This window comes from Aromatoleum petrolei (assembly GCF_017894385.1).
In the GTDB taxonomy this organism is placed as follows: domain Bacteria; phylum Pseudomonadota; class Gammaproteobacteria; order Burkholderiales; family Rhodocyclaceae; genus Aromatoleum; species Aromatoleum petrolei.
Genome location: NZ_CP059560.1, coordinates 2,206,472 through 2,228,753, shown reverse-complemented (window position 1 = coordinate 2,228,753; position 22,282 = coordinate 2,206,472). Strand labels below are relative to the sequence as shown.

At 67.1% G+C, this 22,282-nt stretch carries 26 protein-coding genes; 12 read left to right on the top strand and 14 right to left on the bottom strand.

All coding sequences use genetic code 11. The features are described 5' to 3' along the window. The first annotated feature begins 342 nt into the window (after positions 1-342). From ToN1_RS10220 to ToN1_RS10210, 3 genes are read left to right on the top strand one after another with little or no spacing between them, the layout of a single operon-like run. Positions 343-1,077, top strand: coding sequence for an RNA polymerase sigma factor (locus tag ToN1_RS10220; protein WP_169206847.1), 735 nt, complete (start codon positions 343-345; stop codon positions 1,075-1,077). Then, positions 1,074-1,661 carry a ferritin-like domain-containing protein gene (locus ToN1_RS10215; protein ID WP_169206846.1) on the top strand — a complete coding sequence of 196 codons (588 nt, stop codon included), beginning with the start codon at positions 1,074-1,076 and terminating at the stop codon, positions 1,659-1,661. Before ToN1_RS10220 ends, ToN1_RS10215 begins: the two co-directional genes overlap by 4 nt. After that, positions 1,658-2,053 (top strand): c-type cytochrome, encoded by a 396-nt coding sequence (locus tag ToN1_RS10210; RefSeq protein ID WP_169206845.1) that lies wholly within the window; start codon positions 1,658-1,660, stop codon positions 2,051-2,053. Before ToN1_RS10215 ends, ToN1_RS10210 begins: the two co-directional genes overlap by 4 nt. 132 nt (positions 2,054-2,185) lie before the next feature. Here ToN1_RS10210 and ToN1_RS10205 read toward each other — a convergent pair whose 3' ends face one another. Both ToN1_RS10205 and ToN1_RS10200 read right to left on the bottom strand, forming a co-directional pair. Next, positions 2,186-3,097, bottom strand: coding sequence for a bifunctional GNAT family N-acetyltransferase/nucleoside diphosphate kinase regulator (locus ToN1_RS10205; protein ID WP_169206844.1), 912 nt, complete (start codon positions 3,095-3,097; stop codon positions 2,186-2,188). A gap of 312 nt (positions 3,098-3,409) precedes the next feature. Then, entirely contained in the window at positions 3,410-4,984 is a 1,575-nt protein-coding gene (locus ToN1_RS10200) for a winged helix-turn-helix domain-containing tetratricopeptide repeat protein (protein ID WP_169206843.1), read from the bottom strand. Between the two features lie 33 nt (positions 4,985-5,017). Between ToN1_RS10200 and ToN1_RS10195 the strand changes: the two genes are divergently transcribed. The 8 genes from ToN1_RS10195 (at position 5,018) to ToN1_RS10160 (ending at position 10,932) form a co-directional block, all read left to right on the top strand. Beyond that, positions 5,018-5,890 carry an SDR family oxidoreductase gene (locus tag ToN1_RS10195; protein ID WP_244861016.1) on the top strand — a complete coding sequence of 291 codons (873 nt, stop codon included), beginning with the start codon at positions 5,018-5,020 and terminating at the stop codon, positions 5,888-5,890. Between the two features lie 13 nt (positions 5,891-5,903). After that, on the top strand, positions 5,904-6,383 hold the full coding sequence (locus ToN1_RS10190; protein WP_169206842.1) for a carboxymuconolactone decarboxylase family protein: 480 nt from the start codon (positions 5,904-5,906) through the stop codon (positions 6,381-6,383). A gap of 35 nt (positions 6,384-6,418) precedes the next feature. Next, entirely contained in the window at positions 6,419-6,820 is a 402-nt protein-coding gene (locus tag ToN1_RS10185) for a cupin domain-containing protein (RefSeq protein WP_169206841.1), read from the top strand. A 236-nt stretch (positions 6,821-7,056) separates the two neighbouring features. Beyond that, entirely contained in the window at positions 7,057-7,629 is a 573-nt protein-coding gene (locus ToN1_RS10180) for an NADPH-dependent FMN reductase (RefSeq protein WP_169206840.1), read from the top strand. Between the two features lie 156 nt (positions 7,630-7,785). Beyond that, positions 7,786-8,190, top strand: a complete 405-nt coding sequence (locus ToN1_RS10175; protein WP_169206839.1) for an FKBP-type peptidyl-prolyl cis-trans isomerase — start codon at positions 7,786-7,788, stop codon at positions 8,188-8,190. 128 nt (positions 8,191-8,318) lie between these two features. After that, positions 8,319-9,548 (top strand): hypothetical protein, encoded by a 1,230-nt coding sequence (locus ToN1_RS10170; protein ID WP_169206838.1) that lies wholly within the window; start codon positions 8,319-8,321, stop codon positions 9,546-9,548. Between the two features lie 78 nt (positions 9,549-9,626). Beyond that, positions 9,627-10,274, top strand: coding sequence for a HugZ family pyridoxamine 5'-phosphate oxidase (locus tag ToN1_RS10165; protein ID WP_169206837.1), 648 nt, complete (start codon positions 9,627-9,629; stop codon positions 10,272-10,274). Positions 10,275-10,305: 31 nt separating this feature from the next. Next, positions 10,306-10,932: a LysE family translocator gene (locus ToN1_RS10160; RefSeq protein WP_169206836.1), complete on the top strand. Its 627-nt coding sequence runs from the start codon at positions 10,306-10,308 to the stop codon at positions 10,930-10,932. A 15-nt stretch (positions 10,933-10,947) separates the two neighbouring features. Here the strand turns inward: ToN1_RS10160 and ToN1_RS10155 are convergent, their stop codons facing one another. The 3 genes from ToN1_RS10155 to gcvA are packed head-to-tail and all read right to left on the bottom strand — an operon-like array spanning position 10,948 to position 13,009. Beyond that, a complete protein-coding gene (locus ToN1_RS10155; protein ID WP_169206835.1) occupies positions 10,948-11,268 on the bottom strand; it encodes a heavy metal-binding domain-containing protein in 321 nt (106 codons plus the stop codon). Between the two features lie 28 nt (positions 11,269-11,296). Beyond that, complete coding sequence (locus tag ToN1_RS10150; RefSeq protein WP_169206834.1) at positions 11,297-12,031, bottom strand: SDR family oxidoreductase; 735 nt, start codon at positions 12,029-12,031, stop codon at positions 11,297-11,299. Positions 12,032-12,049: 18 nt separating this feature from the next. Further along, on the bottom strand, positions 12,050-13,009 hold the full coding sequence (gcvA, locus tag ToN1_RS10145; protein WP_169206833.1) for a transcriptional regulator GcvA: 960 nt from the start codon (positions 13,007-13,009) through the stop codon (positions 12,050-12,052). A gap of 324 nt (positions 13,010-13,333) precedes the next feature. Here gcvA and ToN1_RS10140 point away from each other — a divergent pair, with 324 nt between their 5' ends. Further along, the gene (locus tag ToN1_RS10140) at positions 13,334-14,845 is read left to right on the top strand and encodes a succinyl-CoA:acetate CoA-transferase ScpC (RefSeq protein ID WP_169206832.1); all 1,512 of its coding nucleotides are present in this window, start codon (positions 13,334-13,336) and stop codon (positions 14,843-14,845) included. Here ToN1_RS10140 and dinB read toward each other — a convergent pair whose 3' ends face one another. The 9 genes from dinB to cobI all read right to left on the bottom strand — a co-directional run bounded on the left by dinB (position 14,846) and on the right by cobI (position 22,267). Next, on the bottom strand, positions 14,846-15,985 hold the full coding sequence (dinB, locus tag ToN1_RS10135) for a DNA polymerase IV (protein ID WP_169206831.1): 1,140 nt from the start codon (positions 15,983-15,985) through the stop codon (positions 14,846-14,848). It abuts the gene before it with no gap. 25 nt (positions 15,986-16,010) lie between these two features. Next, the gene (locus ToN1_RS10130; RefSeq protein ID WP_169206830.1) at positions 16,011-16,472 is read right to left on the bottom strand and encodes a MaoC family dehydratase; all 462 of its coding nucleotides are present in this window, start codon (positions 16,470-16,472) and stop codon (positions 16,011-16,013) included. Between the two features lie 152 nt (positions 16,473-16,624). Then, positions 16,625-17,920 carry an acetyl-CoA hydrolase/transferase family protein gene (locus tag ToN1_RS10125; RefSeq protein WP_169206829.1) on the bottom strand — a complete coding sequence of 432 codons (1,296 nt, stop codon included), beginning with the start codon at positions 17,918-17,920 and terminating at the stop codon, positions 16,625-16,627. 224 nt (positions 17,921-18,144) lie between these two features. Then, positions 18,145-19,122 carry a precorrin-3B C(17)-methyltransferase gene (gene cobJ, locus ToN1_RS10120; RefSeq protein WP_169206828.1) on the bottom strand — a complete coding sequence of 326 codons (978 nt, stop codon included), beginning with the start codon at positions 19,120-19,122 and terminating at the stop codon, positions 18,145-18,147. A 117-nt stretch (positions 19,123-19,239) separates the two neighbouring features. Next, entirely contained in the window at positions 19,240-20,025 is a 786-nt protein-coding gene (locus tag ToN1_RS10115; RefSeq protein WP_169206827.1) for a CbtA family protein, read from the bottom strand. Between the two features lie 14 nt (positions 20,026-20,039). Beyond that, the gene (locus tag ToN1_RS10110) at positions 20,040-20,225 is read right to left on the bottom strand and encodes a CbtB domain-containing protein (protein ID WP_169206826.1); all 186 of its coding nucleotides are present in this window, start codon (positions 20,223-20,225) and stop codon (positions 20,040-20,042) included. A 43-nt stretch (positions 20,226-20,268) separates the two neighbouring features. Further along, entirely contained in the window at positions 20,269-20,697 is a 429-nt protein-coding gene (locus tag ToN1_RS10105; RefSeq protein ID WP_169206825.1) for a cobalamin biosynthesis protein, read from the bottom strand. Further along, positions 20,694-21,467, bottom strand: a complete 774-nt coding sequence (locus ToN1_RS10100; protein WP_169206824.1) for a cobalamin biosynthesis central domain-containing protein — start codon at positions 21,465-21,467, stop codon at positions 20,694-20,696. The genes ToN1_RS10105 and ToN1_RS10100 overlap by 4 nt, the downstream gene beginning before the upstream one ends. Then, entirely contained in the window at positions 21,464-22,267 is an 804-nt protein-coding gene (gene cobI, locus ToN1_RS10095) for a precorrin-2 C(20)-methyltransferase (RefSeq protein ID WP_169206823.1), read from the bottom strand. Before cobI ends, ToN1_RS10100 begins: the two co-directional genes overlap by 4 nt. Positions 22,268-22,282 lie beyond the last annotated feature (15 nt).

Below are 22,282 nucleotides of genomic sequence, written 5' to 3'. Positions count from 1 at the left end.
ACGGCCGCTCCGCGCCGAACAGACAGACTCCGATCAATGGTCACGGAGTCTGGCGTGGCCATTCCAAGCTCGAGTGGACAGTCCGTTACCTGGGCATCGAGGTCGATGATGCTTTGGCGTTCTCTGAGCAGGTCGAGATCTGAACGCCGTTCGGCCGCTCGCCGCCAACGTCTAGGCACCCGCCCCATAGGCCATGCGCCTCCTGGTCTTGGGAGGCCGAGGTTGCAGCCAGACGCAGTTCATCGCGACAATCGACGGGCCGGGTGTTTCCGGCCTAATGGCTGGCCGACTGTAACCTTTCCCCCGCACGCCCCATCCAATTGGCAACAACAGGAGGATGGCATGAACACACTCGATACAGCGGCGGCGACTTGCACGGCGGTTTCAGATGCCGCGCTGGCGCGCAGCATCGTCGCCGGCGAGCCGGGCGCCTTCGAGCGTCTGATGCGCCAGCACAATCGGCGGCTGTTCAGGGTTGCGCGCAGCATCCTGCGCGACGATGCCGAGGCCGAGGATGCGCTGCAGGAAGGCTACATCAAGGCCCATCGCGCGATGGCCGGCTACCGCGGCGATGCGCGCCTATCCACCTGGCTGACGCGGATCATCGTCAATCAGGCGCTCGAGTCGAGGCGGCGGCGGCCCGTCGAGCCTGCCGACCCAGCCGGGGGCGAGCCCGTCAACGAGAGCAGGTTCGGCAGCACAGCGGACACACCCGAGACCCTGGCGATGCGCAATGACCTGCGGCGACTGATCGAGCACGCCATCGACGACCTGCCGGACAACTACCGCAATGTCTTCATGCTGCGCGCCGTTGAGGGCTTGAGCGTGGACGAGACCGCCGCCTCGCTGGGCATATCCGAGGCCAACACCAAGGTCCGCCACCTGCGCGCACGGTCCCTGCTGCGTGAATCGCTGGGGCAGCGTCTCGGCCCCTTGATGGAGGACGTGTTCGCGTTCGACGGCCAGCGTTGCGACCGCATCGTGGCGCACGTATGCGCCCGCCTTGGGCTTCCCGCCCCGGCCGTTGCCGGGCAGGGCGCCCTGACTTCACCCACCACCCCGAGGAGAGCGTCATGATCGCCCGCATAAATCCCTTTTCCGCCCTTGAAGGCCTGAGCCGGCGCCGTTTTCTGGTCGGTTCGGGCGCCATCCTGTCGGCCACGGCGGTCGCCCTGATGGCGGGGCGTCCGGCACTGGCCGCCGCCCAGGCAGGCAAGCAGGACGACACGGAGTCGGACGTCCGCATTCTCAATACCGCACTCGGTGCTGAACTGGAGGCCATCGCCGCCTATGCGGTAGGCGCCGGCAGCGGCCTGTTGCAGAAACCGGCGTTGGACTTGGCCTTGCAGTTTCAGGGCCATCACAAGGAGCATGCGGACGCGCTCGCAAAGACAGTGCGCAAACTGGGCGGCACTCCGGCGGAAGCGCGTGAGCGCTATGTGTTTCCCACCGACAAGCTCAAGAGCCAGGCCGATGTGCTGGGCTTCGCCGCCGGGCTCGAGCGCGGGGCGGTGAGCGCCTATCTCGGCGCAGTACCGCTGTTCCACGGCCGCGAACTGGCGAGTGCTGCAGCCAGCATCCTGGGTGACGAGGCCATGCACTGGGCCATCCTGCGCCAGACGCTGGGCCAGGACCCTGTCCCCGCCGCCTTCATGTCATGAAACGTCCACTCGCCACCGTCCTGCTGGCGCTGTCGGTATTGGCCCCGCTGTCCGCCGGCGCCGTCGCGCCCGGCGATCCGGCGCGCGGCGAGGCCATTTATGCGCGCTGCCAGGCCTGCCACGCGCTCGCCTATAACCGCACGGGGCCCAAGCATTGCGGCCTGTTCGGACGCCGCGCGGGCGGCGTGGCGGACTTCCGCTACTCGCCGGCGATGGCCCACGCCAACATCGTCTGGAACGGCAGTACCCTGGACCGCTTCCTGACCAACCCGATTGCGATGATCCCGGGCACGACCATGGGCTACGCCGGGATTGCCGATGCGCAGGAACGGGCGGACCTGATCGCCTGGTTGCGCCAGGCAAACGCATCGTCTGCCGAATGCACGCCGTGAGCGACCCGTGAAATTGCAGACCGTCTCGGACCGCCACTTGGGGCTGGCGCCCTGCGAGCTTCCCGACACCGGAGCGGATGTGCGACGCCGGACGACGGTTTCGCCCAAAGAGCGGGGGCACAGCGTGCGAAGCTACAGGTGAAAATCGCCCGCGGCTTCGGGCTGGTAAAGCACTTTCCCAATCCGAATACGCCGGGTCCGGTCCGTGATGCGCCAGTCGAAGACATCGCCCTCCTTGTAGCCCAGGATCGCAGTGCCAATTCCGGAACAAACCGACAGCTTCCCGGCATCGTCATCCGCGTCCTCCGGGTAAACCAGCGCCACTTCCACTTCCTCGTCGTCCAGCTGCACCAAGGCCCTGGAGTTCATTGTGACGACGTCCTGCGCCACTTGCCGCGAATCGACAACGATGGCTCGCTCGATCTCGTGCTCCAGCTCGAAAACATCTGAGGCCCGCTCGAACGCGAGCAGGTTTCTGAGCCGGGCATTGTCGACTTCGGTGATATAGATATCGGTGGCCTGATCTGCGGGGCTTTCGCGCAAGAGCCGGAGGTAGCGCTCCAAGGTCATGGCAAAGGACTTCAGGGTAGGCGTTTGGCTTTCCAGCAGGAAACCGCTGCTCTGGAAGGCCTTCAGCGAGCGTGTATTGTCCGCATGAATCTTGGCGATGAGCTTCTCGGCCCGCATGTCGAAGAATGCAAGCTTCATGCCTTCGCGGATGGTGCTGGCTCCGAGCTTGCGGCCCCAGTTGTCGCGGTTGCCGATGACCAGGACCATTTCGCAGTCCGGTCCCGTCTTGACGAGACGAACGAAACCCACCGGGGTGTCATGCCGGTCGTAGGCCATGAAGAACCGGCCTCCCTGGTTGAACAGATGGGTCAGGATGGGCAACTGGACTCGATCGACGACCTGCTCAATGAACCTGGAGACATGGCGCGAATCGCTCAGGTAGCAGGTGACGGACTCGTCTTCCAACCAGTCCATCAGAGTCATTGCATCGGCCCGAGTGATCTCGGGGCACAGGGAAACGAAAGGTTTGGACATTTTCACCCCATTCGGTTGCAAGGATGAAAGCCTTTCATGGCCGCGGCTATGACGGTTCTTTCGACAAAGTGCGTATTCTAAGCCGGCGCCCGAGCGCGGGGGTGAATGCTTCCTGCTGTTCTCATGATCACTGTTGCTCGTCCTGCGTCGGGCTGGGCGCCGGGTGTGGCACGCTGGAAGGCGTCGAGTGCCATGCAGCGCGCGAAGATCCCCATCACCGTGGGTACAGGGTCAAGGCTGCAGGCGAAGCGCTGGGCATTGGTCTGCTTCAGACTCACTGCAAGCTTTTACAACGGCCGCCGCGGCACGCATTCATGTCGGTAGCCCCGCTCTTCGCAGACCTTCAATCAGGGTGGCGAGATTCTCCGACCGTTGGATCGGCAGCCACTCTGCGACATTGGCGAGGCGCAATGCGGGGTCGAGTTGGCGCAGATGATCGAGCGCGCGCTGCGCTTCAGCGCTGCGTCCGGCGTGAGCATGGCTTGCCGCGAGGGTGGCCGCAGCGAGCAACAGGCTGGGCAATTCCCGCAATGCGCGCTCCGCCCAGGACGCTGCGGTGTCGAAGTGCCCCATGAAGAGATGCGCGGCTGCCATGCCGGCTTCCATCTTGTAGAGCTCCGGATCGAGGGGGCTCAAACGCATGGCGTGGGTAAAGTGCTCGACGGCTTCTTCCGTTTCGCCATGCAAGAGCTTAAGGAATGCGCCGAGGAACCACGCCGCGGCGAGGTTGGGATTGAGCATGAGCGCCTTGTCCAGCAAGGCGATGCCGCCGGGAAGGTCTTGGGCAAGATGGCCGAGCACATGCCCGCATCGGGTCAGCGCGACCGCATCGTCCTTGCCCAATTCGACGGCCCGGCGAGCCAATAGGACGCCCTCGGCCAACTCCCGCGGGCGATCGGTCATCCAGCCGTTGATCTTCCGCCAGCAGTGACACCACGCAGCCATCGCGTAGGCCGACGCGAAATCGGGATCGTGCTCGATTGCCTTGAGGAAGAGTGGCAGCGCATGGTCGATCGCCTCCCGGGTTCCGCGATGCAACCAAGCCATTCCGCGTAGATAGTAATCGTAGGCGCCGAGGTTTTCGGTCGGTTTGTGCCGCGCTCGCTCGATCTCGGCGCGCTCGAGTTGAGGGGCAATTGCGCCGACCACAGTCTCGGTGATCTGGTCCTGCAGCGCGAAGATGTCTCCGAGGACCCCCTCGAAGCGGCCTGCCCAATGATGCGCCCCGGTGGTGGCATCGATCAGCTGACCGGTGATGCGCACACGGTTGTCGGCCTTGCGCCAGCTCCCTTCCAGTACGTAGCGGACGCCCAGTTCGCGGCCCGCCTGTTTCACGTCCACGGCACGGCCCTTGTAGGTGAAGCTCGAGTTGCGCGCGACGACGAACAGCCAGCGATACTGCGACAAGGCCGCGATGATGTCCTCGACCACGCCGTCGGCCAGGTAGTCCTGCTCCGGATCTCCGCTCAGATTCACGAAGGGGAGGACTGCGATGGACGGTTTGTCCGGCAGGGTTGGCGGGGACGCCGGAGTTGCGGCGAATCCGGCGCCAGGCGCACCGGTGCCCTCCGCTGAACCGGCTTCTCTTAGATCGGCGATGAAGCGGAATCCCTTGCGCGCGACCGTTCGAATCACGCGCTGTTGGTGGCCGTCGTCGCCCACGGCCTTGCGCACGGCGTTGATGTGACTTGCCAAGGTCGATTCCGAAACGATTCGGCCGCCCCATACGGCACCAATCAGATCGTCCCTGCTGACGACGCGCTCACGGTGCTCGGCCAGATAGAGCAGCAGGTCGAAGACTTTGGGCGCAATCGCAACAGGCGTCGACGCCCGCGAGAGCTCCCGCCGGTCCGGGTCGAGCAGGCAGTCGTCAAACACCAGAAGCATTCAGGGCTCCAGCGCGGTCTTGGACAAGCATCCATGCGAAATCCAAGGAAAACCCAAGACGTCGACAAAGTCTTCAGCCGGCACGCCGCGCACACTGCATCCATCGATCGCGGCCACCAAGTGATCGCCACTCAGGCAAGGAGCCCAAGCATGAAGATCGTTGTTATCGGCGGTACCGGCCTTATCGGATCAAACATTGTAAACAGGCTGCGTCTCGATGGACATGAAGCGGTGGCGGCATCCCCCCGTACCGGCATCAATGCGATGACAGGCGAAGGGCTGGGCGAAGCGCTTGCGGGTACGCAGGTGGTGGTCGACGCAAGTAACTCGCCCTCGTTCGAAGACCAGGCCGTGCGGGAATTCTTCGAAACGTCCACCCGTAACCTGCTTGCCGCGGAAGCCGCCGCCGGCGTCGGGCATCACGTCGCACTCTCCATCGTCGGGACCGATCGCCTTCCGGAGAACGGTTACTTCCGCGCAAAAGTGGCGCAGGAAAACCTGATCAAGGCGTCGCCGATTCCCTACACGATCCTGCGCTCAGCGCAATTCTTCGAGTTCATCGGAGGGATCATCGATTCGAGCGCCGACGGCGACACGATCCGCCTGTCGCCCGCCTTGATCCAGCCCATCGCAGCGGACGACGTTTCGGCGCTGCTGGCCGACCTCACGGTTGGGGCGCCGATGAATGCGATTGTCGAGGTCGCCGGGCCGGACCGCTTCCCGCTCGATGAACTGGCTCGCCAGTTCCTCGCCGCCCGCCAAGACCGGCGCGAGGTCGTCGCCGACGTTCATGCGCGCTATTTCGGCAGCGAACTCGACGACCGATCGCTGGTGGCCGGTGATGACGCACGCATCGGCCCAACCCGTTTTCACAACTGGCTCAGCCGCTCCTCGGCACGAGCATAAAAGGAGATCCATCATGACCCAACGCATCGACTACCAGAAGCAATCGCCCGAGCTGTTCAAGAAACTGCTCGCATTCAGCATGGCCCTCAACGAGTCCGCGATCGAAGTGTCGACCCGGCATCTCGTGGATATCCGGGCATCCCAGATCAACGGCTGCGCGTTCTGCGTCGATATGCACGTCAAGGAAGCGACGATGCACGGCGAGCGCCCGCTCAGGCTGCACCATGTCGCCATCTGGCGCGAGTCGACGCTGTTCAGCGCGCGCGAACGGGCTGCCCTGGAATGGACCGAAGTCCTGACCCGGATTCCTGCCGAGGGCGTGCCCGACGACGTCTATGAGCGCGTTCGTGCTCAGTTGTCCGAGAAGGAGTTGTCCGATCTGACCTTCCTCGTGATGTCGATCAATGCATGGAACCGCGTCAGCGCCGGCTTTCGTGTGGTACCCGGCTCGTACGACAAGGCCTTTGGCCTGGACAGATCGGGCCTGTCCTGATCAGGCATCCACCGCCCCACGACAAGGAGCAAACCATGTTGAAACTCAGAGCCCTCGCTGTCGCGTTGGTGTTGGCAGCTGGCGCCGCTGGCGCGCAACAATCGCCGCCGGGAGCACACGTGACGCCGCTGATGAAGCAGGCGCTCGCCGACTATCCGGGCAAGGAAGCGACGGTCATCACAGTCGACTACGCACCCGGCGGAGCTAGCGACGTGCATCGTCACAACGCGCACGCATTCGTCTATGTGCTGGAAGGTTCAATCGTGATGGGGGTGCGCGGAGGCAAGGCCGTCACGCTGACTCCGGGCCAGACCTTCTACGAAGGTCCGGACGACATACACACCGTCTCGCGCAACGCCAGTCGCACCGAACCTGCCAAGTTCATGGTAGTCCTCCTGAAGGACAGTGGCGCACCCATCGTGACGCCGGCGCACTGATGCGGTTACCGAGGAACTCGAACGCATAGCTCAATGTCAAGGAGGGCAAGCTGTGACGAACGAGTCGAGCGGACTCCTTGTTGCTCAAGCGCGGTGACGGCGGTTGGCGCGCTCGCGGTGGTAAGCGGGTTCAGGATGCGCGCGACGTGTGATCGCGCAGGCCGTCGCCACCCCATGCTCTCCCCGCCCCCGCACCGGGGGCGATTTCTGCGATTTCACGGATGAAGGAGATTTTCATGGCAACGTACAAGATCGGGTATTTCGTCGGCAGCCTCTCGAGCACGTCGATCAACCGTCTGCTGGCCAAGGCGTTGGTGCGTCTTGCGCCGCCCGAGCTCGAACTGATCGAAATTCCGATACGGGATCTGCCGCTCTACAGCCAGGACTATGACGCGGACTATCCGCCGGTTGCGCGTGCGTTCAAGCAGGCCATCGCCGATGTGGACGGGCTGCTCTTCGTTACGCCGGAGTTCAATCGCTCGATTCCCGGCGGGCTGAAGAATGCGATCGACTGGGCCAGCCGGCCGTGGGGGCAGAATTCCTTTGCGCGCAAGCCCTCGGGGGTGATCGGTGCCTCGCCCGGTGCGATCGGCACGGCGGTCGCTCAGCAGAGTCTGCGTGGCGTGCTGTGCTTCTGCAATTCGCCGCTGATGAACACGATCGAGGCCTACATCCAGTTCAAGCCGGGTCTCATCACCGAGGACGGGCAGGTGACGGACGATTCGACGGCCGAGTTCCTGCGCAACTACATGAAGGAGCTGCATGCATTCATCGTGCGGGTGCTGACCGTTCTGCCGCGCAACGGCTGACGGCGGCCCGCAGCGCCCATGCAATCGTCTTCAGGGTGTTCGCACTTGCCGGGCGGTTTTCGACAATAATCGCGGGATGCGAGCGATCGCGGTCTTCGGCCGCGGTCGCGTCTTCCACTTTGATTGGCCGGAACCGCCATCCCCGATTGGAGCCATATGATGCGTTTGTTCGTCGTGCTTGCACTAGTCTGTTTTCCGTTTGCGGCCCAGGCCGCCGGCCCCGCAGCGGAGACCCTGCCGTCCGGCGTGACGGTCGAGCGCTACAAGGAGGGGACGGGCACTGCGCCGACGAAGACGGACGTCGTGCGCGTTCATTACCAGGGCACGCTCGCGAACGGGCGGGAGTTCGACAGCTCGTATGGCCGCGGGCAGCCGGCGGAGTTTCCGGTCAATGGCGTGATTCCGTGCTGGACCGAAGTGCTGCAGTTGATGAAGCCGGGCGGGGCGGTGCGCATCACCTGCCCGCCGCAGACGGCCTATGGCGAGCGCGGGATCGCCGGCACGATTCCGCCGAACAGCACGCTGACCTTCGTCGTCGAGTTGCTCGAGGTGAAGCACTAGGCGTGCCGCGCCGGCCGGCGGGGGCCGGCCTGTAACCTTTCGACCGCGCACTCCATCCAATCGGCAGCAAGCGGAGGGGGCGCCGCATCCCGCGTGACGATGCCTCTCCGGCCGAGGAGGAGTGCATCATGAACAAGCGCATCGATCCCGTTTCCGCGGTGCGGAAGCCGATCAGGCATCGCATGCTGGCGGCTTCCGGCTTCACGCTGACGGCCCTGGCTGCGGCCGCGGCCTTGACCCTGACATCGACGCCGGCGTTTCCGGATGCGATGCCGGGGGGCAACCGGCACTTGGGGCAGTACATCTTCCGCTTCGATACCTTCGGCGACCAGCAGTTGTGGACCACCGTGCTGCGCATGCACGAGGTGATCCCCGCGGCGGTGAGCCCGGCCACGGCGCTGGCCGTCGGCTTGAAAGTGGATGCGACGGCCTTGCCGCGGAATTTCTTCGCGAAGCATGATCTCAATGATCCGAGGACGACGGTGGAGCTGCTGCGGCGCAATGCGGTGGTCGGCGTGGTGGGCAAGGTGAAAGGGCGGCGCCTGGTGTCGGTGGGGATCACCTGCGCGCTGTGTCACTCGACCGTCGACAACTCGGTGGCGCCGGGCGTGGGCAAACGCCTCGACGGCTGGCCCAACCTGGATCTGAATCCGGGTGCGATCATCGCGCTGTCGCCGGCGCTGCCCGAGGATAGGAAGGCGGTCTACAGCTCCTGGGGCCCCGGCCGCTATGACCCGCGCTTCAGCATCGACGGCATCAACGGACCGCTGGTGATCCCGCCGGCCTACGGTCTCGCCGGCGTGCCCTTCGAGACCTTCAGCGGGGACGGCCCGATCTCTTACTGGAACAACTATGTCGCCGTGACGCAGATGGGGGGGCACGGCAATTTCTCCGACCCGCGGCTCGGCATTACGATCGAGCAGACGCCGGATCTGGTGACGTCGAAACTGCCCGAACTGCTCGCCTACCAGCTGAGCCTGCCGGCACCCCGCCCGGCGGAGGGCAGCGTGGATGCTGCGGCGGCGCAGCGCGGGGCGGCACTCTTCAACGGCACGGCGCGCTGTGGCACGTGTCACATCCCGCCGACCTACACCGACGTGCATAACGGGTCGGACGCCGACACGCCGCTGCTGCACGACCCGAGCGAGACGGGGATGGATCCGGGCTATGCTCGGCGCACCGCGACCGGGAAATACCGTAGCACGCCGCTGCGCGCGCTGTGGCAGCATCCGCCGTATTTCCACGATGGCAGCGCGCCGACGCTGGGGGCCGTGGTGGATCACTACGACACGCATTTCGCCCTGGGGCTGACGCCAGAACAGAAGGCGGATCTGGTGGAGTTCCTGAAGTCGCTGTGAGCAGTGCGTGGCGAAATTCGGATAGGGGTCAGAAATAGTTCATTGACGCCGACGGGCGGGAGCGACACAGTGACGGGCATGAAGATCACCGTTGCTCCTGCCATCCACCTGCTGCACGAGGCAGCGCATGCCACGCTGGCGACGCATTCGACCCAGCTCGCGGGCTATCCCTATGCGACGGCCGTGCCCTGCGTCGTGGATGCGGCACAGCGCCCGCTGTTCTGCGTCAGCCTGCTCGCCGAGCACACGAAGAATCTGCTGGCGGACCCGCGTGCGAGCGTTTCCGTGGTCGGGACCGAGAACGGGAACATCCTGGCCGGGGCGCGCATGACGTTGATCGGTGACGTCGAGCGTTTCGAGCCGTCGGCCGAACTCGTTGCGCGCTACCTGCGCTATCAGCCGGACGCGAAGCAGTACCTCGAGCTCGATTTCGTCTTCTTCCGCCTGCAGCCGAAGCGAATCCGTCATATCGGCGGGCCTGGCAAGATGGGCTGGATCGAGGACGAACGCTGGGCTGCCCTGCCCGTGTTGGCGGAGGCGGCGGAGGCGGATCTGCTGCAGCAGCTCGCCGGCAGCGTGCCGGCCGGCACCCATCTGCTCGGGATGGACTGCTTCGGCATCGACTATGCCGTGAACGGGCGGCGGGCGCGGCAGCGCTTCCCCGAGCTGCGCAGCGCCGAGAACCTCGTCGGCACCGCGCCGCGCATCGTGGCCGGGCTGCTGTGAGCGCGGGGGCGTCCGTGCGGACGGCACGGCCATGACCTCGATCGAAACCACCCTCGCGTTCTTTGTCGTGTCGGTGCTGCTCGGTGCGGCGCCGGGGCCGGACAACCTCTTCGTGCTGATGCAGTCGGCGCTGCGCGGGCGCCGGGCGGGGATGCTCGTGGTGCTGGGGCTGTGCACGGGCCTGCTGGGGCACACGGCGGCGGTCGCCGTGGGCCTCGCGGCGGTGTTCGCGGCGTCGGCGACGGCCTTCACGGTGCTGAAGTTCGTTGGCGCCGCCTATCTGGCGTGGCTGGCGTGGCAGGTGCTGACGGCACCCGACGGAGGCGATCCGGCCGTTGGCGCGGCGGCGCCGGACGGCTGGCGCATGTATGTACGCGGGATCGTCATGAACCTGACCAATCCCAAGGTGATCCTGTTCTTCCTCGCCTTCCTGCCGCAGTTCGTCGAGGCCGGCGCGGCCCCGGTGGCGCAGCAGGTGATGTGGCTGGGCTTCGTGTTCATCGTCGCGACGCTGCTGACCTTCGGCGCGATCGCACTGTTCGCGGCGTCGATCGGGCAGCGCCTGCGCAGTTCGGCGACCGCGCGGCGCGTGCTGAACAAGTCCGCCGGGCTGGTGTTCCTGGGGCTGGCGGCGCGGCTGGTGCTGGCCGAGCGCTGAGCCGCCGGCGGAATCTCAGCCGAGCGTCACCGCAGTGCCGCTGACGGCCACCATCAGCATGCCGTTGGTCTCGCCGAGGACCTCGTAATCGAGGTCGATGCCGACGATGGCGTTGGCGCCCAGCTTCTCGGCCGCTTCGGCCATTTCCGCGAAGGCGGTGTCGCGCGCCGAGCGCAGCGTCTTCTCGTAGGCGCCCGAGCGCCCGCCGACGAAATCGCGCACGGCGGCGAACATGTCCTTGAGGAAGTTCGCGCCGATGATGGCTTCCCCGGTGACGACGCCGTGGTAGGCGCGGATGGTCTTGCCTTCGACGGTGGGCGTGGTGGTCATCAGCATGGCGTGTTCCTGTGCAGTGATAGAAGGGTCAGGGCGCGAGCTGGCGCAGGTCGGCGGTCGCGGCCTGGCCGAATTCGTCGCCGAGGAGATAGTTCACGAGCCGGAACGCGCATTCGTCCGGGCGGGCGAGGGCGCCGTCGCGCTTGAGGGCTTCGAAGCGGGCGCGCACCGGGAAGCGGTCCTCGGGGGTCGCGCGGATCTCGGCCTGCATCGCGGTATCGACGACGCCGGGGGCGAGGCTGCAGATGCGCAGGCCGGGCGTGCCGTCCATCGCGACGGCGCGGGCGTGCTGGTCGAGTGCGGCCTTGGAGGCGCAGTACACGCTCCAGCCGGCGTAGGCGCTGCGCGCGGCGCCGCTGGAAACATGCACGATGCGCCGGTCGGCGACCTCGGGGCTGGCCGCGGCGAAGGCGCTGGCGAGCATCAGCGGGGTGGCGGTGTTCAGTGCAATGGCGCGCGCGATCGCTTCCGGCGGCAGGGAGTCGAGCTGGCCGACCGGCTGCAGCATGCCCGCGTTGTTGATGAGGAGCGCCTGCGAACAGTTGGCGAGGAAGGCGCGCAGCGTTCCGCCGGCCAGCCAGTCGGCGACGACCTCGGTGTCGGCGAGGTCGATCTGCACCTGCGAGAGGTCGTCGGGATAGCGTTCGGCGAGGGCGTCGTTCGCATGTCGTGCGAGGCCCAGGACGGGGATCGTGCGGGCGAGGAGCTCTTCGGCGATTGCGGCGCCGAGTCCCTGGGTGTGTCCGGTGAGGATGGCTTTCATTGCGGCAGTGTTTCCGGGTCAGACGGCCTGCGCGGCGGCTTCGGCCGTGAGCCAGGCGCGGAAGGCGGCTACGGCGGGGCGCCGGGCGATCGCCTCGTGCATGACCAGATAATAGGCGAAGGGCGAGGGCAGTGGTATGTCGAAGGGGATTGCGAGACTGCCTTCGGCGACCCGCGATGCGATCAGCGAGCGCGACGCGAGCGTGACGCCCTGGCCGGCGAGCACCGCGGAGAGTGCGAGCGCGGCGTTGGCGAAGCGCGGGCCGCGCTCCGGATCGACGCCGCTGACGCCGGCACGCTCCAGCCACAGTCCCCAGCCGGAGCGGGCGAGGCCGGGGCCGGCGTCGCGCAGGGTGTCGTCGTGGATCAGCACCTGGTGCGCGAGGTCGCCTGGTGTGCTTAGCGCGTGGTCGCCGCGCAGCAGCGCGGGTGCGCACACCGGGACGTAGTCGGGGGCGAAGAGGCGGTCGACGATCTGACCGGGGTAGCTGCCGGTGCCGTACAGGATGGCGACCCGGCTCTCGGCGTCGCGCGGGTCGACGGTGAGTGCGGCGACGACGGCCGCCTGGCCGCGGCGGTCCACGGTGTCGGCGGTACTCGACAGCTGCAGTGCGACCTCCGCATGAGCGCGAGTGAAGCTCGCGAGGCGCGGGACCAGCCAGTGACTCGCGAAGGAGGGCGGGGCGATCACGGTGAGGGGACCGGCCACGGCCTGGCGGGTGCTCTCGACTGCCGCGGCGAAGCAGTCGAAGCCTTCGCGCACCTTGGGTAGCATCGCGCGGCCGTGCTCGGTGAGGGCCAGCGCCCTTGTCATGCGGCGGAACAGCGGTACGCCGAGCCAGTCTTCCAGCGTCTTGATCTGCTGGCTGACGGCCGCGGGCGTCACGCACAGCTCGGCCGCCGCCTGTTTGAAGCTGAGGTGGCGCGCGGCGGCTTCGAACGTACGCAGCAGGGCGAGGCCGGGCAGGCGGTAGCTCATCGTCGATGATTAAGTGGTGCTAAACCGTTGCATCATAAATCCTCGTTTGTCGCCGGACCAGCCGCTGCCTAGACTGCATCCCACATCCATCGTGGTGTCCGGCGGTCCTCCTCCCTCCTCCGCCGCCGGGAATCTTCGATCGATCGGAGTGCGCGCCATCGGGTGACCGGTGGCGCGCATTGCCTGCGCGGTCTGTCCCTTTGCCGCGCCTTGGCCATGTCGTTCCGGCTCCGGATTCCATGCAGGCAGGTTTGCGGACTCCTCCGCCGGGCGCTCGTTTGCGCCGGAATGCCGGCGTCCCGTTTTCGTGGAGTCGTGAATCAGATGAACAAAGAAAACCGCATCCATTGTGCGGCGCTGCGCAGCAAGGTCATGTCCGCCACCGAGGCGGCGAGCCTGATCCAGTCGGGCATGAACGTGGGCATGAGCGGATTCACCGGCTCCGGTTACCCGAAAGCGGTGCCGTCCGCGCTGGCCAAACACATCATGGACGCGAACCTGAACGGCAAGCGCTTCAAGATCGGCGTGTGGACGGGCGCGTCGACGGCACCGGAACTCGATGGCGCGCTGGCGATGGTGGATGGCATCGAGATGCGCCTGCCCTATCAGTCGGACCCGACCTGTCGCAAGCGCATCAACGCGGGTGAGATGGAGTACATCGACATCCACCTGTCGCACGTCGCGCAGTTCGTGTGGTTCGGCTTCCTCGGCAAACTCGACGTCGCGGTGGTCGAAGTCGCCGGCATCCTTGAGGACGGGCGCCTGATCCCCTCGTCGTCGATCGGCAACAACAAGACCTGGCTGGACCAGGCCGACAAGGTGATCCTCGAAGTCAACTCGTGGCAGAGCAGCCAGCTCGAAGGCATGCACGACATCTGGTACGGCACGCAGCTGCCGCCGAACCGCCAGCCGATCCCGCTGGTGCGCAGTGCCGACCGCATCGGTGAGCCCTACCTGCGCTGCGACCCGGAGAAGGTGATCGCGGTCGTCGAGACCCACGCGCCGGACCGCAACTCGGCCTTCGCGCCGCCCGACGCGAACTCGAAGCTGATCGCCGGCCACATCCTCGAATTCCTGCAGTACGAGGTGAAGAAGGGGCGCCTGCCGCGCGAACTGCTGCCGCTGCAGTCGGGCGTTGGCAACATCGCCAATGCGGTGATGGCGGGCCTCAACGAGGGACCGTTCGAGAACCTGACGGCCTACACCGAGGTGCTGCAGGACGGCATGCTGGCGATGCTGAAATCCGGCAAGCTCGCCAGCGCCTCGGCGACTGCGTTCTCGCTGAGCAACGAGGCGCTGGCGGAGCTCAACGCCGATCTCGCGCGCTACCGCGAGCGCATCATTCTGCGCCCGCAGGAGATCAGCAACCATCCGGAGGTGATCCGGCGCCTGGGCGTGATTGCGATGAACGGCCTGATCGAGGCCGACATTTACGGCAACGTGAACTCGACGCACGTGATGGGCTCGCAGATCATGAACGGCATCGGGGGCTCGGGCGACTTCGCGCGCAACGCCTACCTGTCGATCTTCATGACGCCCTCGCAGGCGAAGAACGGCGCGATCTCGTGCATCGTGCCGATGGCCTCGCACGTGGATCACACCGAGCACGACGTGCAGGTGCTGGTCACCGAGCAGGGTCTGGCGGATCTGCGCGGCCTGTCGCCCAAGCAGCGCGCGAAGGCGATCATCGAGAACTGCGCGCATCCGAATTTCCGGCCCGCGCTGTCGGACTACTACAAACGCGCGCTGCAGTTCTCGCCCGGCAGGCAGACACCGCACCTGCTGGAGGAGGTGTTCGGCTGGCACCTGCGCGCGCTGCGCGGCGAGCGGATGTAGTCAGTCGAACAGGCGAAGGTTCTCGCCCGGCTGCGGTGGGCGGGGGCCGGCCTCGCCGGGCGGCAGCAGCGTCCCGACGCGCACGCCCAGCAGGCGCAGACGGCGGTCGAGCGGCACACGCTTGAGGCAGCTGCGCACCGTGGCGAGGATGGTGGCCGCGTCGTCGGTCGCCTGTTCGATTGTCATGTCGCGGGTCACGGTGCGGAAATCGTCGTAGCGCAGCTTGAGGCCGATCGTGCGGCCGACATAGCCCTTTCGCTTGAGGTCGCCGGCGACGCGCTCGCACAGCTTTACCAGAATCTCGGTCAGTGCGTCGCGGTCGGCGCGTACGTCGAGGTCGCGTTCGAACGTGGTTTCGCGGCTGATCGATTTCGTCTCGCGTTCGGTCACGACGGGGCGCGCGTCGCGGCCGTGCGCGACTTCCGTGAGCCAGTGGCCGTAGTGCTGGCCGAATTCCTTGATCAGGCTTTCCGGTGCGGCAGCAGCGAGGTCGCCGATGGTGTGGATGCCCATCGCGTCGAGCTTTTCCCCGGCGCGCGGGCCGATGCCGTTGATCTTGCGTGCGGCGAGCGGCCAGATGCGCGTGGGAATGTCGGCGTAGTCGAGCACGGTGAGTCCGTCGGGCTTGTCGAGGTCGGAGGCGATCTTCGACAGCAGCTTGTTGGGCGTGACGCCGATGGAGCAGGACAGGCCGGTCGCCGCGCGCACGGCGTCCTTGATGCGCTGCGCCAATTCGACCGTCTCGCCGGGGACGCCGGTGAGGTCGATGTAGATCTCGTCGATGCCGCGGTCCTCGATCAGCGGCGCGATCTCGGCGACCGCGGCCTTGAAGAGGCGCGAGTAGCGGATGTAGTCGTCGAAGTTCGCGGGCAGCAGGATCGCGTCGGGGGCGAGCGCCGCAGCCTTCATCAGACCGATGCCGGAATGCACGCCGAGCGCGCGGGCGGGGTAGGTGGCGGTGGTGGCGACGCCGCGGCCGACGTAGTCGCGCAGCCGGGGGAAGTCGTCGGGCCGGTCGCCCGCGAGCGTGCCGCGCCGTCCGCCGACGACGACCGGGAGGCCGGCGAGCTGCGGGTAGCGCAGGAGTTCGACGGACGCGAAGAAGGCGTCCATGTCGAGGTGGGCGATGCGGCGTTGCATGCTTCTCGCGCCGTGCGGCGCGGCTTCAGTCGGTGAGTTGCGGGGCGCGTTTGAGCAGGTGGTTGCCGATGTAGGAGGCGACGGTGTCGCCGTGCTGGTTGATGGTCTTGTACAGCATGCGGACGATGCCGCGGTCGGGCTTGGAGCGCGAGGGCCTGACTTCGAGGACTTCGAGTTCGGCGTGGAGGCTGTCGCCGGGGCGGACCGGGGCGAGCCAGCGCAGTTCGTCGATGCCGGGCGAGCCGATGCTGGAGTCGGCGATGATGCCGGTCTGGATGAAGAGGCGAAAGGTCAGCGCGACGGTCTGAAAGCCGCTGGCGATGAGGCCGCCGTAGGGGGATTGCGCGGCGGCGTGGGTGTCGAGGTGGAAGGGCTGGGGGTCGTACACCATCGCGAAGTCGATGATCTGGCCTTCGGTGATGGTGATGCCGGCGGTGGTGAAGCGTTCGCCGGGGGTGAAGTCGTCGAGGTAGCGGTGGGGGGGCATTGGGCGAGGTCGTCCTGTTTTCTTGTCAGGGCGATATTTTGCGGCATCCGGGGCCTTCGGGGGGCGCGGAGGGGCCTTCGCCCATCGGGCAGGCGCTCACGACAGCCCACCGGGCGAAGGCCCGTCCGCGGGTTGGCGCGCGGGGTGTTTTCTTATAGCAGGTTCATGCGCTTCGCCCCCTCGCGCAGTTCGCCGCGGAAGTTCGGGTGCGCGATGCCGATCAGCGCCTCGCAGCGCTGCTTCGCCGTCTTGCCGCGCAACTGCGCGACCCCGTATTCGGTGACGACGTAGTTGATGTCGTTCTTGCTCGTCGTGACGTGGGTGCCCGGCGCGAGGGTCGGCACGATGCGCGAGATGGTGTCGTCCTTGGCCGTCGAGGGCAGCACGATGAAGGCCTTGCCGCCCCTGGAGCGGTTCGCCGCGCGCACGAAATCGACCTGGCCGCCGGTGCCGGAGTAGGGCAGGGAGCCGAGGCTCTCCGAGCCGCACTGGCCGAGGAAATCGACCTGCATCGTGGCGTTGATGGCGACGAGGTTGTCGTTCTGCGCCGCGTAGTACGGGTCGTTGGTGACGTCGACCGGATGCATCTCCAGCGTCGGGTTGCGGTGCATGTACTGGTAGAGCTTGTTCGACCCGAGCGCGAAGGTCGCGAGCATCTTGCCGGGCTTGAGCGTCTTCCGGCGGTTCGTCACGGCGCCGGATTCGATCAGCGACAGGATGCCGTCGCCGATCATCTCGGTGTGGATGCCGAGGTCGTGCTTGTGCTTGAGCTGCATGACGACCGCGTCGGGGATGCCGCCGTAGCCGATCTGCAGCGTGGCGCCATCGTCGATCAGGTCGGCAACGTACTTGCCGATCGCTTCCTGGACGGGGCCGATCTTGGGCAGGCCGACTTCGAGGAGCGGGGCGTCGCTCTCGACCAGCGCCGCGACCTGCGAGATGTGCACGTGGCAGTCGCCGTAGGTGAAAGGGACGTTCGGATTGACTTCGAGGACCACCGTGCGCGCCTTCTTTATTGCGGCCATGGTGTAGTCGGGTCCGAGAGAGAGTGCGAAGTAGCCGTGCTCGTCCATCTGCGAGGCCATCGAGAACACGACGTCGGCCGGCGTCAGGCCGCGCTCGATGAGCTGCGGGATCTCGGAGAAATAGTTGGGCATGAAGTCCACCCAGCCCGCCTGGCCGCCCGGCCGCGAAGCGCCGCCGAAGAAGTAGGCGCTGTGGCGCACGTTGGTGACGGTCTCGGGGTCGAAGTAGCCGTACTTGCGCAACGGCAGGATCTGGCTGACGACGACGTTCTCGAGGCCGTGCCGGCGTGCGGACAGCGCTTCGAGCAGCGCCGGCGGTTCGCCCACGCCGGTCGGCACGACGATGGTGTCGCCCGACTTCACGAGCCCGGCGGCGTCCGCGGGGCTCATCTTCTTTTGCTGATACTGGGTATGTACGCTCATGTCCTTCCTCTCCCTGGCTTCGACTATTTATGTATCGATTCGGGCGCGATTATAGTCGCGTCCATACTGATGCGTATGGAAAACGTACGGATGCGTATGGCGAAACGGATTGGTTTTGCCTATCGATGGCGAGGGCCGAGAAGTGATCGGTTTCTCGTCCCGTTCATGGCATTGTATTACCGGAATGCCAGCGTGGTCGCACGGGGGCCGTGCGTCTCACCGGGTCACGCGACTGCCGCGTCCTCGGCGGAGGCCGCGGCGTCGTCATTCGTGTCGGCGAGCGTCGCGGCGATGTAATCGGCGGGCAGACCGTGGCGGCGGGCGAGCTCATCGACGCTCTCGCCGCTCGCGCGGAGCGCTTCGAGCCAGCCGTCGAGGCCGGTCGACAACGAGCGCCCGGCTTTCTCGCCGTCGCGTGCGGCGCCCGACTCGACGTCGTACTTGTTCGCGTAGCCGCGCGGCGTGACCATCAGACCTTCGCGCACGAAGGTGTTGGAGTTGCCGATCAGCACGGTGCTGAGCATGCCGATCTCGCACGCGGTCATCCTGTCGAGGGTCGTGAACTCGATGCGCTGCCTGGGCCGGTAGGCGGACTTCACGATCGCGACCGGCGTGTCGGGGCGGCGATGCGCGAGGAAGAGACGCTGCGCCTCGACGATCTGGCGCGAGCGCCGTCCGCTCTTGGGGTTGTAGAGGGCGACGACGAAATCGGCGGCGGCGGCGGCGTTGAGGCGGCGCGCGATCACGGGCCAGGGCGTCAGCAGGTCGGAGAGGGAGATCGCGCAGAAGTCATGCGTGAGCGGCGCGCCGACCAGCGCCGCGCAGGTATTGAGCGCCGAGGCGCCGGGGACGATCTCGACCTCGATGTCGCCGGGTTGGCCAGTGGGGGGCGTCCAGCCGGCCTGGAACAGCACCTCGAAGGTGGGCCCGGCCATGCCGTAGACGCCGGCATCGCCCGACGAGATCAGCGCGACCTTCCTGCCCTGGCGGGCGCGGTCGAGGGCCTCGATGGCGCGGTCGAGTTCCTCGGTCATCGATTTCTTGACGACCTCCTTGCCTTCGACGAGGTCGGCGACGAGGCGGATGTAGGTGACGTAGCCGATGATGGTGTCGGCCTCGGCGATCGCGGCGCGCGCGCGTCCGCTCATGTGTTCGACGCTGCCGGGGCCGAGGCCGACGAGCATGATTTTTCCGCGGGTCATGATGAGGTTCTCTCTGGCTTGAAGGGGTAGGGCAGGAGAGGCCGGAGGCAGATCCTGCCATGCGGCGGTAGCGTGCCGTCGGGCATTTGGTTGGCGGGATGCGCCGCTTATTCCGCCCTACGGCGTTGGAGCCAGCTCTGCGAGCGCCGGCCGCACCCAGCGTGCGACCGCCAAACCGGACAGCGCGCCGAGCGCGAGCCACTGCACGGCGGTGGCGATTGTCGTCGCGAACGCGAAGGAGCCGGCGAGCGCTTCCATCTGCCGCGCGATCCCGATGTCGTAGCCGGCGAAAGGGCCGCCTGCGAGGTGCGGGGCGCCGACGGCGAAGGGCAGCAGAAGCACCGCGATGCCCGCCAGGCGCAGCGGGCCGCGGACGAAGGCGAGCAGGGCGAGCCCGGCCGCCCCGCTTGTGGCGGCGAGCAGCCACCAGCCCTGTCGATCGCCGAGCGGCGCGGCGACGCTGCCGGGAAGTTCGGGCGGTAGCCCCAGCGTCGGCAGGCCGAAGACGCAGATCCAGCCCGCCGCCCCCCACACGAGGCCGGTGCCGGCCGACGCGAGCGGCCCGCCGCGCAGGTGTTCCCAGGTCGTGATCGCCGCGACCAGCACGAGGCCGAAGCCGATTGCAGTGAGCACGTTCGCGATCGCGGTCCACACATGCCGTTCGCCGCCGTCTTCCGGCGCCCATGTCTCCGCGTCGTGCGCGTGTGCATCGCCGCCGGCATGGTCGTGATCGTGATCATGCGCGGTCGCGGCGAGCGTGGGCTCGGCCGGATCCGCCGATCCTTCGAACACCTCGGCCGCGGCGATGAGCGGGATGGCCTGCCAGTGCTGCACGGCACTCACGAGCAGGCCGGCGAGTGCGCCGACCAGCAGCGCGCACAGGACGATGCGACGGAACAGCATGTGCGGCTCCGCGATCAATGGCAGGGGAAGACGTTGACGTGGCGGGCGTCGTGGGCGGCGTTGTGGGCCGCGGCGATGGGGCTGAAACCCACGCCATAGACGATCACGACGCCGAGCAGCGCGGCGGTGAGGACGGGCATCGCGATCGCGAGCAGGGCGCTCTTCGGACGGGCGATGTGCAGGGTGGCTTGCTGTTGCATGGTGGTTCTCCTTCTTCGATGGGTGTGGGACAACGTTTGAAAATCAGTTCGATCCCGGCATGCGGGCGACCGACACGGTGGCGTTACGCCCGTCCGGGCCGCGCAGCTTGTGTTTTTCGACGACGAGTTGCGTGAGGTCGGTGCCGGCGGCGAGCAGCGCGGCGGCTTCCGAGACCGATGGCGTGCCGGTATGGTGGCGTACCGTCTCGGATGGATTCGGCACGGGCACCGCCGCGAGCGCCGCCGCCGGATGGAACGCGATCGTCCAGCCGAGCAGCGTCGCGATTTCGAGCAACCCGGCTTCGTCGGCCTTGAGGTCGATGCTCGCGACGGCGCGCACATCGGCGAGGCTTGCGCCCGCTTGCGCGAGCGCCTCGTCGATCGCGCGGGCGATCGTCTCCGCCGGCGTGCTGCGGTCGCAGCCCAGGCCGAGGGCGACGGCCTTGTGAGCAGGATTGCCTGCGGCGCTCACGCCGCCTCCTGGGGCGGACGGTAGATCACGCGGCGGCCGGCGAGGCGTTCGGCCCAGCCGGCGGGCAACTCGCGCCGGCTGATCCACAGCACCGCGCCGAATGCTTCGGGATCGACGTCCTCGAGGCGCTCGAAGCGCTGCAGGTTCGCCGGCAGCGGGCCGCTGCGGCCGTTGGCGTGGCGCGCCCACCAGTCGCGGCTGCCCGCTTCCTGCACGAGCGCGACCGGTTCGTCGTTCACGACCGCAGCGCTCGCGCGCACGATCTCGTCGTGGCTCGCGTCGAAGGTCCACCCGAGTTCGCGGCCGAGCAGATCGACGGCGAGCGTCTCGCGCGCGTCGGAGGCGGTGGTCAGCACCGGCTGCGCGCCCAGCGCCGATGCGAGCACGCCGGCAAGCGCATTGGCGCCGCCGAGGTGGCCGGAGAGCACGGGAATCGCGTAGCGGCCGCCTTCGTCGAGCACGACGATGCCGGGGTCCTGCTCCTTGGCCTTCAGGTGCGGCGCGATCAGGCGCACGACGGCGCCGAGCGACACGATCGCGACGATGCCGTCGAAGCCCGCGAAAAGCGCCGGGATCTGGTCGCCGGTCTTGCCCGTGTAGCAGGTGGCGGCGCCGGGTGCGGCGGCTTCGGCTTCGGCGCGGAATTTTTCGGGTGCGAAGAGCCGTGCGCCGGGGATCGCTGCGACGACCTTTCCGGCGAGCGCGATGCCGTGCCGGGTGATCGAGACCACCGCGACGCGTTCGTTGGGTAATGGCAGTTGGACGTTCATGCGGCGACCTCGGCTGCGCTTGATTCCGCACGCTTGCGGCAGCCGCGACGCAGCTCGCCGCGCGCGCGCTTGGGGTTCTGCACCAGCAGCAGCGACAGGTAATTGACCTTCTCGCCGCGCAGGCTCGCGACGTCCTTCACCACGCGCTCCTCGGGCGAGCCGACCTTCTCGACGAAGCAGCTCGTCGCGAGGAGTCCGCGCGCTTCGAGCAGATCGAGCACCTCGTCGAGCAGCGGCTTCACCTTCATCAGCACCAGCGTGTCGAACTCGTCGAGCAGGTGGTCGATCACCGACACGCCGTAGGCCGCAGGGATCACCGCGACGGTCTCGTCTTCCTCGGCGAGCGCGAGGTCGGCGCAGGCGGCCGCGGCGGCGAAGGAGCTGACGCCAGGGATGGTTTCGAGTTCGACCGCGGGTGCGAGCTCGCGCACCGCGCGGGCAAGGTGGCGGAAAGTCGAGTAGGTCGACGCGTCGCCCTCGACGAGGAAGGCGACGTCGCGCCCTTCGGCGAGGAGTTCGGCGGTGCGGGCGGCGGCGCGCGCCCAGGCCTTCGCGAGCGCTACCGCGTCGCGCGTCATCGGGAACACCAGCTCGACCGCGTCGGTCGGCACGTCGAGGCCGGCGCGCACGACGATGTCGAGGGCGTAGGAGCGCTCCTCGGCCTTCTTCACCGGATAGGTCCAGCGCGCGTCCGACTGCAGCGCGGCCCAGCCGCGGCGCGTGATCAGGTCGGGATCGCCGGGGCCGAGGGATACGCCGATCAGGCGGCCGTAGCGGGGCGTGGGGAGCGTGTTGTTCATTGTTGTTCTCTTGTC